The sequence below is a fragment of the Acinetobacter sp. ANC 4178 genome (genome assembly GCF_004331175.1).
In the GTDB taxonomy this organism is placed as follows: domain Bacteria; phylum Pseudomonadota; class Gammaproteobacteria; order Pseudomonadales; family Moraxellaceae; genus Acinetobacter.
Map to the genome: position 1 here is coordinate 158,129 of NZ_SJOD01000005.1, position 14,768 is coordinate 172,896.

A 14,768-nucleotide genomic window follows, 5' to 3' on the forward strand; every position below is an offset into this window, starting at 1 on the left:
ATCCATCAGTTAATTTTTTAAAGCTGAGATATTAACGTTTTGACATTGTTTCGAAGGTGTCATCATGGCTTATCTCAATTCTAAAAATATACAGATCATCAAAAATGATCAGGATGCAATTAATGCAGCTTACCAAGTTGCAGATTTTGCACTCGAGGAAAGAAATGTTCGAGATCAAACCCGTACATTACCCTTTGCAGAAATTGAACAATTTAGCCAAAAAGGCTTAGGCGGTTTAAGAATTCCCAAACAATATGGCGGTGCTTATGTGTCTAATAAAACACTGGCACGCGTATTCCGTATTTTGAATAAAGCCGATTCGAGCATCGGGCAAATCCCTCAAAATCAAATTAGCTTGCTTTACCTCATTGATTTGATGGGCACCGAAGCACAAAAGCAGTTTATTTTTCAGGAAATTTTAGCAGGTAAACGCCTTGCCAATGGTGGCCCTGAGCGCCATACCAAAGACTCTAAAACACTTAACACCATTTTGAGTATTGAAAATGGGCACTACTATCTTCAAGGTGAAAAATTCTATTCCACAGGCAGTAGCTTCGCGCATTGGTTAGCCATTAAAGCCATTCATCCAGAAGGTCATGTGGTACTCGTGATCGTAAATCGTGATGCTCAAGGCATTGAAGTCATTGATGATTGGGATGGTTTTGGGCAACGAACTACATCGAGTGGCTCAGTCCGTCTGAACCATGTGGAAATTGATCCTTTCTTGATCTTTGATGAACGCCCCTTAACGGCAGCACCAACCTATCGCGGGGCTTATTCGCAACTGTTACAAGTCGCGATTGATGTCGGCATTGCTGAGGCTGCCTTTGAAGACACGTTGGCAACCATCAAAAAGGCGCGTCCAATTGTCGATGCCCAAGTGGAAAAAGCCAGCTTTGAGCATTACACCTTACAAGAAGTAGGCAAACTGCAAATTCAACTTGAAGCCGCTATTTTACTGCTCGATGACGCCGCAGAGTATTTAGATGAGTTAGATCAGCTCAATGGCGTAACCGATGAGCAAGCTGCACGTGCCTCTATTCTCGTCGCTGAAGCCAAAATTTATGCGAATGATGCAGCACTGAATATTTCCGAAAAACTGCTTGAACTCGGGGGCAGTCGTTCGAGTCTAAGTCAATTCAATTTAGATCAGCACTGGCGTAATGCACGTGTGCACACTTTACATGATCCTGTGCGTTGGAAACTGCATGCGCTAGGTGATTATTACCTGAATCATAAATTACCTGCCCGCCATGCATGGATTTAAGGAGAATAACATGACCTCATTTCAAAGCATTTCCCCTGCACAGGCAGCGCAACTTTCCCCTGCCCATATTATTCAGTCCGATGCCGAAGCCTTAGAAATTGCACACGCCTTAGCAGAACAATTCAAACAAAATGCTATCGTGCGTGATGCTGAGCGCATTTTGCCTTTTGACGAAATTGAAGCTTATAGCCAGTCTGGACTTTGGGCCATTACGGTACCTAAACAATATGGCGGTGCTGACGTTTCGAGCTATACCGTGGCGCGCATTATTGCACTCATGAGTGGTGTAGATGGTTCAATTGGTCAGATCCCACAAAATCACTTCTATGCGCTTGAAGTGCTACGTAACACAGGTACTGAACAACAAAAACAAAAACTGTATCAGGAAGTATTGCAAGGTGCGCGCTTTGGTAATGCGCTTGCAGAATTTAAAACCAAGAATGCCACACAAAAACAAACCGCTATTTCCCCAACAGCGAATGGTTTTATCGTAAATGGTGAAAAATTCTATTGCACAGGCAGTTTGTTTGCACATCGCATCCCAACCTTGGTCAAAGATGAACAAGACCGCGAGTTTCTGGCCTTTATTCCACGTAACAGTGAAGGCTTAGAGCTGATTGATGATTGGTCGGGGTTTGGTCAACGCACTACAGGCAGCGGTACCGTCAAATTCCATCAAGTCTTTGTTGCTGCAGAAGATGTGATTCCTTTCGATCAAGCCTTTCAACAACCCACCTTGGTTGGTCCTTTTGCCCAAATTATGCATGCGGCAATTGAAACAGGCATCGCCCGTGCTGCGTTTGAAGAAACCTTGGTTCGCGTGCGTCAAGCCCGTCCTTGGATTGATTCAGGTGTCGATGCTGCAACCCAAGACCCACTCACCTTATTAGAATTAGGTCGTGTCGTGGCAGACGTTCGCGCTAGCGAAGTGTTATTAAAACAAGCAGCCCGCTCCATCGATGCCGCCAAACCACAACCCACTGAAGACAACATCACCCAAGCGTCTTTAGATGTTGCCAAAGTGCGCGCACATAGCAGTGAAACTGCACTTAAAGCATCGTCCAAACTGATTGAACTGGCGGGTAGCCGTGGTAGCCAGCGTGCAGATGGTTTAGACCGTTTCTGGCGTAACGCCCGCGTACATACCCTGCATGATGCGGCACGCTGGAAGTATTACTTCATTGCCAATTACACCCTCAATGGCATTCGCCCTCCACGTCGGGGGACCTTGTAATGACACAACCATCAACACCTAAACAGATTATTTTAAATGCTTTTGATATGAACTCGGTTGGACATATCAATCATGGCTTATGGACACATCCGCGAGATCAATCGCACCGTTTTAATGAACTCAGTTATTGGACTGAATTGGCACAAACCTTAGAACAAGGCTTATTTGACGGTCTATTTATTGCCGACATTACGGGTGTTTATGATGTCTATCAGAATGGCATTGATTTAACCCTGAAAGAATCGATCCAGTTGCCTAGTCATGATCCAAGTACCTTGGTTTCAGCTATGGCTGCTGCAACTCAACATTTGGGTTTTGGGGTCACGGTTAATTTAAGCTATGAAAATCCCTATCAATTTGCCCGTCGTTTTGCCAGTTTAGACCATCTAACCCAAGGTCGTATCGGCTGGAATATTGTGACGGGTTATTTAGATAGCGCGGAACGATTGGTGGGACAAAAAGGTTTAAAAGAACACGACCTTCGTTATGCCCAAGCCGAAGAATTTCTGGAGCTTTGCTATAAGTTTTGGGAAGGCTCTTGGGAAAATGACGCGGTACTGAAAGATAAAGCACAGCGTATTTTTACCGATCCATGCAAAGTCCATGCAATTCAACATCAGGGACAGTTCTATCAGAGTCAGGGGGTGTTTCAAGTCTCTCCTTCGCCACAGCGTACCCCTGTTTTATATCAAGCAGGTGCTTCGCCACGTGGTTTAGCATTTGCGACTCAACATGCAGAAGGTATTTTTATTGGTGGAGATCGACCAGAGAAGATTAAGCAACAGGTGGATAAAATTCGTGCCCTCGCAGTTGCTCAAGGTCGAGATGCCAATACGGTAAAAATCTTTGTCGGGATTACCGTTGTGACCGCAGAAACGGATGCACTGGCTCAAGAAAAATTGGCTGAATATATCCGCTACGCCAGTCCAGAAGCAGGTTTGGCACATTACTCCAGTTCAGTAGGCATCGATTTATCCAAGTTTGCAGATGATGAGGCCATTCCCTATCAAAAAACCAATAGCATTGCCTCGGTCAATCAAAAGTTTAAAGAACAAACCATTACCCGTAACGACTTAAAAGCACAGCATGTCTTGGGTGGACGTTATCCCCTCATTATTGGAAGTGGTGCGACTGTGGCAGAACAACTGATTCGGTGGATCGATGAAATAGGGATTGACGGTTTTAATCTGACCCGCACGGTTGCCCCAGAATCACATCAAGACTTTATTCGCTATGTCATTCCTGAATTGCAACAACGTGGGCGCTACAAAACAAGCTATAGCGAAGGCAGTTTAAGACACAAACTGTTTCAACAAGGCGACCATCTTGCAGCCCATCATCCTGTGCAGCAGTTCCGATGTTTAAGCTCAAATTCGACTCAAGACTTAACCACACATTCAGAAAAACAGACAGCTTAACTGCTGTAAATTTAAAAATATGAGAGATAACATGGCTTTAACTGCAAAAAATAAATTCACCTTCTTGGGGGTGATTGTCGCTGCACTGGTGATCGGACTTGTAGCGTGGAGCTACCATAAAAAGACCAGTAATACTGAATTGGTCATTGGTATTAGCCCACCCTTTGCTAACCCATTAAAGGTTGCCGTCGAAGAAGCGAAACAACAAGGCATCAATGTCAAACTGGTGGAATTTTCTGACTGGAATACGCCGAATATTACTTTGAATCATGGCGATATTGATGCCAACTATTTCCAACATCAACCCTTCTTGGACAATGCGATCAAGGAAACTCAATTCAAGCTGAAAGCATTGGATAAAGGCGTCACCACCCATGTTGGCCTATACTCCAAGAAATACCATTCCCTGAATCAACTACCAGATCAAGCTCGCGTAGTCATTCCAAATGATCCTGTGAATCAAGGTCGTGCATTGTTGCTGTTACAACAAGCCAAACTAATTACCTTAAAAAATCCAGAGAATCATTTATCTAACTTACAAGACATTGCTGCCAATCCTAAAAAGCTGCAATTTATTGAAGTTGAAGGCCCGCAAACTGCACGCGCAGTGGATGATGCTGACTTAGTATTTAGTTACCCGCATTATTTACGTCTTGCCAAAACCATTGACCCGAATGATGCATTGATTTTGGATGACAACACCAATACCCGATATTCAATTTTATTTGTGGTGCGTGATGATTACCAACAGCAGCACCCTGAAAAAGCAGCACAGTTAGAAAAATTCATTAAAATTTATCAGACTTCTGCCAAAGTTAAACAGACTTTGAATGATGAAATTGGCTCAAAACTTTGGTTCCCCGGCTGGAAGTGAGATTGAGCGATGACAGATTCAGTTTTTAAGCCCAAAAATCGTAAGGTGTGGCTGATTGGACTGACCGTTGTAATCCTGATTGCTGCTGTAGCGGTTTACCGCTACAGCAAAAGTCAGGCCCAACAAGATGTTTTAACCATTGGCATTAGCCCACCTTATGCAGAGCTGCTGCAAAGTGTTGCAGATGATGTAAAAAAACAAGGGATTCAGGTAAAACTGGTCGAATTCTCGGACTGGCGTGCACCCAATGTCGCGGTACAAAATGGCGATATTGATGCCAATTTTTTCCAGCAAAGCGTCTTTTTACGCAATGCAATTCGTGAAACTCAATATGACTTACATGCCTTTGCCACAGGTACAGGCAGTCATGTTGGACTATATTCAAAAAAGTATAAGTCCTTACAGGAACTTCCAAACAAAGCCCGTGTAGTCATTCCGAATGATCCTGTAAACTCCGCCCGCGCACTGATTTTGCTGCACCGCGCAGGTTTAATTCAATTGAAAGATATCAATAATGAACTTTCGACCATACAGGACATTGTACAGAACCCGAAACAACTGCAATTTATTGAAGTTGAAGGACCACAAACTGCACATGCATATAACGATGCCGATCTCATCTTTGGTTTTCCACATTACTTAAAAATGGCGAAAGTAACCGATCCGCATAGCGCGCTGTTTCTCGACCCGATCGATAAAAAATATGCAATTTTGTTCGTCACGCGAAAAGACTACAGCGATCACAATCAAAAATTAGCCACTTTCGTTCAAGCTTTCCAAAACTCTAAAAAAGTTCAAGAGATTTTAGACCGAGATTTTGGCAGCAAAATGTGGTTTGAAGGCTGGAAATAAGGAGAAAGACAATGGTGAGTTTTGGTTCTCATGTGGATTTTTCCCTTCCACATATCAAAATCCGTAATTTGAACAAGTATTATGCAGTACAAAATCAACAAGTCCATGCACTAAAAAATATCGATTTGGATATTCCTGAAGGTAAGGTTTTCGGCATTATTGGCAAAAGTGGTGCGGGTAAATCTTCGCTATTGCGTACCCTGAATGGCTTAGAAAAAGTCAGTGACGGTAGCATCCACATTCATCAACAGAATTTGGCGGAACTCGATCATGCAGAACTCATCCAATTACGTCAGCGCATTGGTATGATCTTTCAGCACTTCAATTTAATGTCTGCCAAAACGGTGTGGGACAATGTCGCGCTACCACTTAAAATTGCCCATTACAGCGCTGCTGAAATTGAGCAACGCGTCAGCGAAGTACTGCAACTGGTTGGTTTAGCGGATAAAGCGCAACACTATCCTGCCCAACTCTCCGGTGGGCAAAAGCAACGGGTCGGCATTGCTCGAGCGTTGGTACATCATCCTGAAATATTGTTATGTGATGAAGCGACCTCTGCACTTGATCCAGAAAGTACCTCAGTGGTGTTATCGCTGCTCAAGGAAATCAATCAAACTCTTGGTATTACCATTGTCCTGATTACTCATGAAATGCAAGTCATCCGTGAAATTTGCGATCAAGTGGTGGTGATTGAACATGGGGAAATTGTAGAGTCAGGGCAAGTCTGGTCGGTATTTTCAGCACCTCAGCAGCAAATTACCCAAGAGTTGCTCAATTTAGAACAATTAGATTTGCCATTTCAGTTACACGAGCAACCACTAGCAGAATCAAGTCATGTGATTTTGCGATTAAGCTATGCCTCGCCCCTGCAACATGCACCCGATCTAAATTCGATATTCTCGGCAATCGATCGCCCTGTTCATCTGTATCAAAGTCATATTGATTCGATTCAGGAACATTTGATTGGAAAATTCGTGGTGGCTGTGCCACACCATGATCTGGATATCAATCAGCTTAAACAACAACTGCAACACCAGTTTGCCAAAATTGAGGTATTGGGCTATGCACGACCAACTCATTGAACTTTTGCTCACAGGAACTGTTGATACGCTGATTATGGTCGGTGTATCGGCTATTTTAGCTTTCCTGATTGGTTTACCTATGGCAGTCATACTAGTGAATACCAGTGAACACGGCATTTATCCCTCTAAACCGATTAACCAAGCTTTGGGCTGGGTGGTGAATATCACCCGTTCGGTGCCTTTCCTGATTCTAATGGTAGCCTTGATTCCTTTAACACGTTTTATTGTTGGCACCAGTTATGGCGTTTGGGCAGCCGTCGTTCCTCTGACCTTAGCTGCAACGCCATTTTTTGCCCGAATTGCCGAAGTCAGTCTACGTGAAGTCGATCAGGGCCTAATTGAAGCCGCACAAGCCATTGGTTGTAACCGTAAACAAATTATTTGGCATGTATTACTACCCGAAGCCCTACCCGGAATTGTGGCAGGCTTTACCGTCACCATTGTGACCATGATTAATTCTTCAGCGATTGCAGGTGCAATTGGCGCAGGCGGATTAGGTGATATTGCCTACCGTTATGGTTATCAACGCTTTGATATGCAAATGATGCTCGCAGTCATTGTAGTCTTGGTGATTCTGGTCATGTTGGTACAGGCAACAGGAGATGCACTTGCACAACAACTGGACAAACGAAAAGTTTAACAATCATGCACTTGAAGGTGCCTAAAAGAAAGATACGAGCCATGACCTGACTTTGTCATGGCTTTCATGTAAAATCAGCGCCAATTTTTAAATAATACGTTGTGAGTCATTTCATGGGTTTTAATTGCGGTATTGTCGGCTTGCCGAACGTTGGTAAATCTACCCTTTTCAATGCGTTAACTAAAGCAGCAATTGCGGCAGAAAACTTCCCGTTCTGTACCATTGAACCAAACACAGGGATTGTTCCTGTTCCAGATCCACGTTTAGACAAATTAACTGCAATTGTAAAACCACAACGTGTCATTCCAACCACGATGGAATTTGTAGACATCGCAGGTTTGGTTGCTGGCGCATCTAAAGGTGAAGGTCTTGGTAACCAGTTCCTTGCCAACATCCGTGAAACTGATGCGATTGCACACGTTGTTCGTTGTTTTGAAGATGAAAACGTTATTCACGTGAACGGTAAAATTGACCCCTTAGATGATATTTCTACCATCAATACTGAACTTGCACTGGCTGACTTAGAAACTGTAACCAAAGCCGTTACACGTTTAGCAAAATCAGCGAAAAGTGGCGACAAAGAAGCCATTGCAACGAAAGCAGTTCTAGACAAAATTCTACCTTTATTAGACGAAGGAAAACCAGCTCGTGCTGCTACGCTTGATGACGATGAGCGTAAATTGGTGCGTGGTTTTGGTTTAATGACTTTAAAACCAACCATGTACATTGCCAACGTGGCTGAAGATGGTTTTGAAAACAACCCACATCTAGAAGCAGTGAAAAAACTTGCTGCAGAAGAAAATGCGATTGTGGTTCCACTGTGCAACCAAATCGAAGCCGAAATTTCATTACTCGAAGATGAAGACCGTGCTGAATTCCTTGAAGCTATGGGCATGGAAGAACCTGGTCTAAACGTGGTGATCCGCGCGGGTTATGCACTACTTGGCTTACAAACTTACTTCACAGCAGGCGTACAAGAAGTACGTGCTTGGACTGTAAAAGTTGGTGCAACTGCGCCACAAGCTGCGGGTGTCATTCACACTGACTTTGAAAAAGGCTTTATCCGTGCTGAATGTATTGCTTATGATGACTTCATCCAATACAACGGCGAAGCAGGTGCTAAAGAAGCTGGAAAATGGCGCCTTGAAGGTAAAACTTACGTGGTACAAGACGGCGACGTTTTACACTTCCGTTTCAATGTCTAATTAACTTAGATATTGCTAAAAGCCAGTGATTACACTGGCTTTTTTATTGCTGATATTCAACAGTAATGCCTTCATTATTGTATTTTTTGCATTATCTACCTAAGGGCATTATGTGCTCTATGCTTTAATCTTCTGCTTTTTACCCACCTTTTAATACATCCTTTATTTGAACAGAATCAAACTGAACATAGATAACCATCCTGACATACGATAAATATAATGATAATAATTATCATTATATTTACATTAAACCCAACATCGCCTACACTCCTATGCATAACTAAAAACTTAGATTGAAAGGATGATGCTATGGCTTATACCCTTCCCCATTTACCCTATGCTTATGATGCACTCGAACCACATATTGATGCGAAAACCATGGAAATTCATCATAGTAAGCATCATCAGACTTACATCAATAATATTAATGCAGGCATTGAAGGGACACCGTGGGAAAGCTTAACTGTGGAGCAATTGGTTGCGCAGGTGAATGATGTCCCCCCAGAACTTAAAAACAATGTCATCAACAACGCAGGTGGACATGCCAACCACAGCCTATTCTGGACAATCATGAGTCCTCAATGCGGTGGGCAACCTGTAGGTAAAATTGCGGCAGCGATAGAGGCTGAACTGGGTGGATTTGACAACTTTAAAGACGCATTTACCAAAGCCGCACTCACTCGCTTTGGTAGTGGTTGGGCATGGTTAACCATTAGCCCTGGTCAGAAACTATTGGTAGAAAGCAGTGCCAATCAAGACTCCCCGCTTATGTGGGGTCATACACCAATTTTGGCATTGGATGTCTGGGAGCATGCTTATTATCTTCAATATCAAAACCGTCGCCCTGAATACATTGCTGCTTTTTTTAATGTCGTCGATTGGCAGGAAGTTAACCGTCTTTATGAACAGGTAATCCAATAATGCATCTGGTATCCGAATTGCCTATGACCGCATTTCATCAACTACGCTACCTATTTGGACTCATGATTCTGATGAGCGGTATGCTACTTTGCATTTATAAAATGGCTACATCCATATATGTATTTTAACTTTTGAGAAACTGTGTCCAATGCTCCATATGGTAGAGCATTGGATTAAAATACATAAAGATTTAAATGGTATTAAGATGTCGTGGCATGTGCGGGTTTTGCATCCATCGCTGCACGTTGCTTTCGCGCCTGTTCCAATATACGTTGTTGCAATTCTTGTCTAAAGCCCATCATAAATATCGCTTCGGCTAACACAAATAACGGACCAATGATCAAACCGACCAAATCATCGACAAATGCTGGTTTTTTCTTTTCATAAAAATGTCCTACAAACTGAAATACCCAACCCACCACAAAAATACCAATACTGAGCATTAACCATACGACCAAACTTAGACTGGCAATCTTTAACGCCAAAGGATAGAAAGCCGCAAAAAGCAATAACATGATCGCACCAAACCATAGATCTAATTTCAAATAATAGCCACAGCTCAATATAATCAAGACCAATGCTAAGGTGATTTCAAATCCTGAAAAATGAAACCCTACCCGTGCAGTCAAACACATAATTGAAAAAACAATCAGTGGAATCCCCACGAAATGCGTTAAAATATTTTTATGATCAAGATGATAAGTGGCATACTGACTTAAAAGCTGTTCTAATTTACTCATCGGGATCGTCCTTGTAAAATTCATAAAACCACTATATAAAAAATTCATTTTTCTAGTTGTCAGATAGCCGACAATTCAAAATTAAGGATGCCCATGACACTTCAAATGGATGATCTTCAGCATCTTGCCAATAACCGCTGGTATTCTGAGCTACCTGTTCCTTTTCAACAGTTTATTCAGAAACATGCGCTCATACGGTACTATCAGAAAGAACAAGCGATTTTTTATTCTGGAGATGCCTTTGATGGAATCTATGCGGTGCTCGAGGGTGCAGTACGCTTAGGCTATGTCGATATTGAAGGCACAGAATCACTCGCCGCAATTGCAGAGCCGATTATGTGGTTCGGAGAAATCTCGTTAATTGATCAGCAACCGCGTTCCCACGATGCAACGGCGATTCAAAAAACACGTATCCTGCATATCCCAAGTGCCGCCATCTACGCTTTACTGGCTGAACAGCCTCAATTCTGGTTTCATATTGCTCAACTCACCAGCCAAAAACTACGTATTGCTTTTTTAGAGCTAATTTCAATTCAAACGCAGACCATCAGACAACGGCTAGCTCTACGCTTAATGCTGATTTTACAGGGCTATGGCAATCATGTGCTGATTGAAAAAAATATCATTCAACTGAGTCAGGAACAACTGGCGCAGATGTTGACTTGTTCACGGCAAACGGTGAATCAGGAATTACAAGCTTTAGAGAAACTTGGCGTATTAAAACTTGCGTTTAAAAAAATTGAAGTTTTGGATCAGGAACAGTTGCATCAGCTCGCATATACGACTTCCAATATCGTTTAACCACCTGTATTTAATCAGAATAAATGATCCAGCATTCTCGTTAAAATTTGAATGCAGTACAGTATACAATTCGACTCAATAAAAGACGCAGTTCATGAGTTACGTGAAGATAAAAAAGGACTCAAGCAACCCCAACGTGGACTGCGCACATAACAAGATCAAACTTAAACCGATATTAAAAGCAAACTAAAAGTATAAAATATCCAATAATTAACTCTGATTTATAAACAATTTTTTAATTTACTCACCTCTAGTTCAGATTAAACTTAAATAAAGGCACTTGAGCCATGGCACTGATAGAAGATCCAAAATGAAAAAAATTTCAACAGCAATTCTTGCAACCACATTCGCTTTATTAAGCGCTACTGCTTTTGCTTGTCCTAAGGGCACCGAAATGCAAGGTGGTACTGGACCTCACCATAAAGGTGGTAAATGTGTCGCTGTCAGCAGTAAAAAAACAGCAGCAAAACCGATGATGACCACTGAAAAAACCAAATCAATGCATTCTAGCGCACCAACGAAAACAGATACTAAAACCAAACCTTAACGAAAATCTAAAACAAAAAAAGCGAGATGATCTCGCTTTTTTTTACATTCTTATTAGCGTTTAGGGTCAGTATTACCCAATGCAGGGTTGTCTACTGCATCTTTACATTGTGCCTTATCACGTTCGTAATCAGCTTTACGCTGCGAAATGGTGGATGAATTGTCCATGGTTTCACGAGCCCAAACATCTAAACTAGTCAAGGCCTTACGACACAGTGCATATTTTCCTTCAGTCACAGAGTCCGTCATTTTGACATTAATACGCCAATCTGTACTCAGTTTACGCGCAGGTTTACGCACATTTTCTTCAATTAAATTCCGTTGCTTACGATATACATAAGGATCTGCCTCGTTCATGAATCGCCATGCTTCATGTGCATAAGTAGTCGCATCATTGGTCAATTTAGGCGCAGCTTTAATTTCTGCTTTCTTTTCAGCATGATCTGAAGATTGACCACAACCTTGTAATAGCACCGCACTACTTAACACAGAAACAATAAGAACAGGCGCTCTAAGTATTCGCATCTAGGGAATCACCGCAACAATCTAGTAGGTACTATGCTAGTAAATTCGGCTACAATACACAATCTTATTTGACCTATCGTTTAACTCTAACAAGGTGTGTCGTGTCACAACACAAATTAACACCCACGCAAACGGCTGGTTTTTGGCAAGGTGCCAAAGATAGCCAAGCGATTATCTTTACTTATTTACCCGTATCTTTTGCCTTTGGGGTTTCTGCAACACAGTTTGGCTTTAGTGCTTGGGAAGCCCTATTTCTGTCTTGTACCATGTATGCAGGTGCTAGCCAGTTTCTGGTGGTGGCACTTTTAGGAAGTGGAACCTCAATCTGGATGACAGCACTGACCGTTATTGCGCTTGATATTCGTCATTTACTCTATGGACCTGCCTTACAGAATTTAATTCAAGACCGATTAAACCTGAAAAAAACTGCGATTTGGGCTTGGGGATTGACCGATGAAGTCTTTGCCTCAGGCATGATCAAACTGTCACAAAGACGCCAAGAATGGTCTGAATCTTGGATGTTAGGGCTCAGTTTATTTAGCTGGTTGTCTTGGGCAACGGGTTCATTCTTGGGTGGGCTATTTGCCGATCAGGTAACGCATTTACCGCAATTTTTGCAGGCTGCACTCGATTTCTTGTTACCCGCGCTATTCCTCAGTTTTCTTTTGGCTGCTTTTGAGAAAAAACATACCTTTGTGGTCAGTGTGACCATTTTAGTGTCTGCGATCGCCTGCTATTTCATTGATCTGTCTGCTGCCATTTTTATTGGTATTTCATCAGGTATATTTGCTGGTTTGTTTAAGCATTATGTCCTCAAACAACAAGATGCCGAGCACACAGGAGCATCACATGAATCTTGAAATCATATTGGTAGGAATTGTGGTTGGTATTGCAAATTTTGCCTCACGTTTTGGTCCTTTTTTTGTCATTCAAAAATTTCAACAAAATTCGCAAAAACGTGGTGCATTGTGGTTAAAAATTGCCTTAGGCTCGATTGGTATTTCTGCCATTAGCTCCATGTTGGTCGTTGCAACGCTTCCCCCGCTGCTAGAAACACCCAATAAAAGTTTGGCAATGCTGATAGGATTCTTGGTACTAACAGGCTTATATTTCAAATTTAAGCAAATTGTCCCTGCAACCTTAACTGCTGCTTTGACCTATGGTCTGGTGTATACCTATATACCCTTTCATTTTTAAATAATTTTGAACAGATGATTCATAACCTAGTTAATCACTTGAGAGAAAATTTCAGGTGATTAACTTTAAATAAGAAATAAACTTACTTTATGAAAGTAAATAAGTTTTTATTCAAACGCCAAATCGATCTTTTCAACTGAACTGCAAAAAAATTGTTCGACAATCTTATTATTTTATGTGAAAGCGACCTGAACACCGCTCTGAGTTCTGCTATGCTAAAACCCCATTTACGCAAGGATGAATCACATGAGCGTGACTATTGGTACTCCCCTTCAATCTTCTGCATTTAAAGTTCTACTATTAGGGTCTGGAGAACTCGGAAAAGAAGTGGTGATTTCACTGCAACGTTTGGGTGTTGAAGTACACGCAGCTGACCGATACGACCATGCTCCTGCCATGCAAGTTGCGCATTATCAATACACATTAAATATGGCAAATCCTGAAGAATTAAAACAACTGATTGCCCAAGTAAAACCTCATCTTATTGTTCCTGAAATTGAAGCGATTGCGACGGAAGTTCTGGTTGAAATTGAAGCCAGCCAAGCCGCAACCATCATTCCTTCTGCAAAAGCAGTAAACCTCACCATGAACCGTGAAGGTATTCGCCGTTTGGCTGCGGAAGAGCTCGGTTTACCCACCTCTGCATACCGTTTTGCTGATTCTCTTGAATCTTTCCGTGCTGCTTGTGATGACATTGGTTATCCAAACTTTGTGAAACCGGTCATGTCCTCTTCGGGCAAAGGTCAATCACGCGTAAAAAGCTTTGCCGAAGTGGATGCGGCTTGGGAATATGCACAAACAGGTGGTCGCGTCAATCAAGGCAAAGTCATTGTGGAATCACAAATTGACTTTGATTTTGAAATTACCTTACTCACTGTTCGTGCCAAAAATGCAGAAACTGGTGAAATTGAAACCCAATACTGCGACCCGATTGGTCATCGTCAAGATTCTGGTGATTATGTAGAAAGCTGGCAACCTCAAGTCATGACCGCAGTGGCTTTGGAAGAAGCAAAACGGATTTCTCATAAAGTCACTACAGCCTTAGGCGGTTGCGGTATTTTTGGCGTGGAATTGTTTGTCAAAGGTGACAAAGTGTGGTTTAGTGAGGTTTCACCGCGTCCACACGATACAGGTCTTGTGACTTTGGCTTCCCAATATCAAAGCGAATTTGAATTACATGCGCGCGCCATTCTAGGCTTGCCTGTCAATACAGCTCGCCACAGTGTCGCTGCAAGTGCGGTCATTTACGCAGGTGTGGATGATACCAATCTTTCCTTCTCTGGCTTAAATCTTGCTTTGGCAAATCCAAATACTGATTTACGTCTGTTCGGAAAACCTGAAGGTTTTAAACGCCGCCGTATGGGTGTTACTACTGCACGTGCGGAAACCACCGATCAAGCACGTGAACTGGCACAACACGCTGCGGATCAAGTCATTGTGAATCAGAACTAACTTATACATATTAC

Annotated in this window: 16 protein-coding genes; 14 read left to right on the forward strand and 2 right to left on the reverse strand. The window is 42.3% G+C overall.

The genetic code is table 11. The annotated features are described in order from the left end of the window. Nucleotides 1–64 precede the first annotated feature (64 nt). From E0H87_RS11765 to E0H87_RS11805, 9 genes are all read left to right on the forward strand, one after another. The gene (locus E0H87_RS11765) at nucleotides 65–1,267 is read left to right on the forward strand and encodes an SfnB family sulfur acquisition oxidoreductase (protein WP_131323776.1); all 1,203 of its coding nucleotides are present in this window, start codon (nucleotides 65–67) and stop codon (nucleotides 1,265–1,267) included. 10 nt (nucleotides 1,268–1,277) lie between these two features. After that, nucleotides 1,278–2,501 carry an SfnB family sulfur acquisition oxidoreductase gene (locus E0H87_RS11770; RefSeq protein ID WP_131323777.1) on the forward strand — a complete coding sequence of 408 codons (1,224 nt, stop codon included), beginning with the start codon at nucleotides 1,278–1,280 and terminating at the stop codon, nucleotides 2,499–2,501. After that, nucleotides 2,501–3,919 (forward strand): LLM class flavin-dependent oxidoreductase, encoded by a 1,419-nt coding sequence (locus tag E0H87_RS11775; RefSeq protein WP_131323778.1) that lies wholly within the window; start codon nucleotides 2,501–2,503, stop codon nucleotides 3,917–3,919. Before E0H87_RS11770 ends, E0H87_RS11775 begins: the two co-directional genes overlap by 1 nt. Nucleotides 3,920–3,950: 31 nt before the next feature. Continuing rightward, nucleotides 3,951–4,793 carry a MetQ/NlpA family ABC transporter substrate-binding protein gene (locus E0H87_RS11780; protein WP_131323779.1) on the forward strand — a complete coding sequence of 281 codons (843 nt, stop codon included), beginning with the start codon at nucleotides 3,951–3,953 and terminating at the stop codon, nucleotides 4,791–4,793. Between the two features lie 9 nt (nucleotides 4,794–4,802). Further along, nucleotides 4,803–5,645, forward strand: coding sequence for a MetQ/NlpA family ABC transporter substrate-binding protein (locus E0H87_RS11785; RefSeq protein WP_131323780.1), 843 nt, complete (start codon nucleotides 4,803–4,805; stop codon nucleotides 5,643–5,645). An 11-nt stretch (nucleotides 5,646–5,656) separates the two neighbouring features. Further along, nucleotides 5,657–6,727 (forward strand): methionine ABC transporter ATP-binding protein, encoded by a 1,071-nt coding sequence (locus E0H87_RS11790; RefSeq protein WP_131323781.1) that lies wholly within the window; start codon nucleotides 5,657–5,659, stop codon nucleotides 6,725–6,727. Next, the gene (locus E0H87_RS11795) at nucleotides 6,708–7,367 is read left to right on the forward strand and encodes a methionine ABC transporter permease (protein WP_131263675.1); all 660 of its coding nucleotides are present in this window, start codon (nucleotides 6,708–6,710) and stop codon (nucleotides 7,365–7,367) included. Before E0H87_RS11790 ends, E0H87_RS11795 begins: the two co-directional genes overlap by 20 nt. Before the next feature lie 113 nt (nucleotides 7,368–7,480). Then, entirely contained in the window at nucleotides 7,481–8,572 is a 1,092-nt protein-coding gene (gene ychF / locus E0H87_RS11800; protein WP_131323782.1) for a redox-regulated ATPase YchF, read from the forward strand. 309 nt (nucleotides 8,573–8,881) lie between these two features. After that, a complete protein-coding gene (locus E0H87_RS11805; protein ID WP_131323783.1) occupies nucleotides 8,882–9,493 on the forward strand; it encodes a superoxide dismutase in 612 nt (203 codons plus the stop codon). Nucleotides 9,494–9,693: 200 nt separating this feature from the next. Here E0H87_RS11805 and E0H87_RS11810 read toward each other — a convergent pair whose 3' ends face one another. Then, nucleotides 9,694–10,233, reverse strand: a complete 540-nt coding sequence (locus tag E0H87_RS11810) for a DUF962 domain-containing protein (protein ID WP_131323784.1) — start codon at nucleotides 10,231–10,233, stop codon at nucleotides 9,694–9,696. Nucleotides 10,234–10,326: 93 nt separating this feature from the next. Here E0H87_RS11810 and E0H87_RS11815 point away from each other — a divergent pair, with 93 nt between their 5' ends. Both E0H87_RS11815 and E0H87_RS11820 read left to right on the forward strand, forming a co-directional pair. After that, the gene (locus E0H87_RS11815; RefSeq protein ID WP_227547357.1) at nucleotides 10,327–11,034 is read left to right on the forward strand and encodes a Crp/Fnr family transcriptional regulator; all 708 of its coding nucleotides are present in this window, start codon (nucleotides 10,327–10,329) and stop codon (nucleotides 11,032–11,034) included. Between the two features lie 310 nt (nucleotides 11,035–11,344). Then, nucleotides 11,345–11,581, forward strand: coding sequence for a hypothetical protein (locus E0H87_RS11820; RefSeq protein ID WP_131323786.1), 237 nt, complete (start codon nucleotides 11,345–11,347; stop codon nucleotides 11,579–11,581). A gap of 53 nt (nucleotides 11,582–11,634) precedes the next feature. Here the strand turns inward: E0H87_RS11820 and E0H87_RS11825 are convergent, their stop codons facing one another. Then, a complete protein-coding gene (locus tag E0H87_RS11825; protein ID WP_131323787.1) occupies nucleotides 11,635–12,105 on the reverse strand; it encodes a hypothetical protein in 471 nt (156 codons plus the stop codon). A 101-nt stretch (nucleotides 12,106–12,206) separates the two neighbouring features. On the opposite strand from E0H87_RS11825, the gene E0H87_RS11830 reads away from it, so the two are divergent. The 3 genes from E0H87_RS11830 to purT all read left to right on the forward strand — a co-directional run bounded on the left by E0H87_RS11830 (nucleotide 12,207) and on the right by purT (nucleotide 14,754). Further along, nucleotides 12,207–12,965 carry an AzlC family ABC transporter permease gene (locus E0H87_RS11830; protein WP_131323788.1) on the forward strand — a complete coding sequence of 253 codons (759 nt, stop codon included), beginning with the start codon at nucleotides 12,207–12,209 and terminating at the stop codon, nucleotides 12,963–12,965. Further along, entirely contained in the window at nucleotides 12,955–13,302 is a 348-nt protein-coding gene (ygaH, locus tag E0H87_RS11835) for an L-valine transporter subunit YgaH (RefSeq protein ID WP_131323789.1), read from the forward strand. The genes E0H87_RS11830 and ygaH overlap by 11 nt, the downstream gene beginning before the upstream one ends. Before the next feature lie 237 nt (nucleotides 13,303–13,539). Further along, a complete protein-coding gene (gene purT, locus E0H87_RS11840; RefSeq protein WP_171458375.1) occupies nucleotides 13,540–14,754 on the forward strand; it encodes a formate-dependent phosphoribosylglycinamide formyltransferase in 1,215 nt (404 codons plus the stop codon). Nucleotides 14,755–14,768: the final 14 nt, after the last annotated feature.

Coding starts and splice junctions, on each gene's coding strand:
- E0H87_RS11765 (WP_131323776.1), top strand. CDS start 65: ATGGCTTATCTCAATTCTAAAAATATACAGATCATCAAAAATGATCAG.
- E0H87_RS11770 (WP_131323777.1), top strand. CDS start 1,278: ATGACCTCATTTCAAAGCATTTCCCCTGCACAGGCAGCGCAACTTTCC.
- E0H87_RS11775 (WP_131323778.1), top strand. CDS start 2,501: ATGACACAACCATCAACACCTAAACAGATTATTTTAAATGCTTTTGAT.
- E0H87_RS11780 (WP_131323779.1), top strand. CDS start 3,951: ATGGCTTTAACTGCAAAAAATAAATTCACCTTCTTGGGGGTGATTGTC.
- E0H87_RS11785 (WP_131323780.1), top strand. CDS start 4,803: ATGACAGATTCAGTTTTTAAGCCCAAAAATCGTAAGGTGTGGCTGATT.
- E0H87_RS11790 (WP_131323781.1), top strand. CDS start 5,657: ATGGTGAGTTTTGGTTCTCATGTGGATTTTTCCCTTCCACATATCAAA.
- E0H87_RS11795 (WP_131263675.1), top strand. CDS start 6,708: ATGCACGACCAACTCATTGAACTTTTGCTCACAGGAACTGTTGATACG.
- ychF (WP_131323782.1), top strand. CDS start 7,481: ATGGGTTTTAATTGCGGTATTGTCGGCTTGCCGAACGTTGGTAAATCT.
- E0H87_RS11805 (WP_131323783.1), top strand. CDS start 8,882: ATGGCTTATACCCTTCCCCATTTACCCTATGCTTATGATGCACTCGAA.
- E0H87_RS11810 (WP_131323784.1), bottom strand. CDS start 10,233: ATGAGTAAATTAGAACAGCTTTTAAGTCAGTATGCCACTTATCATCTT.
- E0H87_RS11815 (WP_227547357.1), top strand. CDS start 10,327: ATGACACTTCAAATGGATGATCTTCAGCATCTTGCCAATAACCGCTGG.
- E0H87_RS11820 (WP_131323786.1), top strand. CDS start 11,345: ATGAAAAAAATTTCAACAGCAATTCTTGCAACCACATTCGCTTTATTA.
- E0H87_RS11825 (WP_131323787.1), bottom strand. CDS start 12,105: ATGCGAATACTTAGAGCGCCTGTTCTTATTGTTTCTGTGTTAAGTAGT.
- ygaH (WP_131323789.1), top strand. CDS start 12,955: ATGAATCTTGAAATCATATTGGTAGGAATTGTGGTTGGTATTGCAAAT.
- purT (WP_171458375.1), top strand. CDS start 13,540: ATGAATCACATGAGCGTGACTATTGGTACTCCCCTTCAATCTTCTGCA.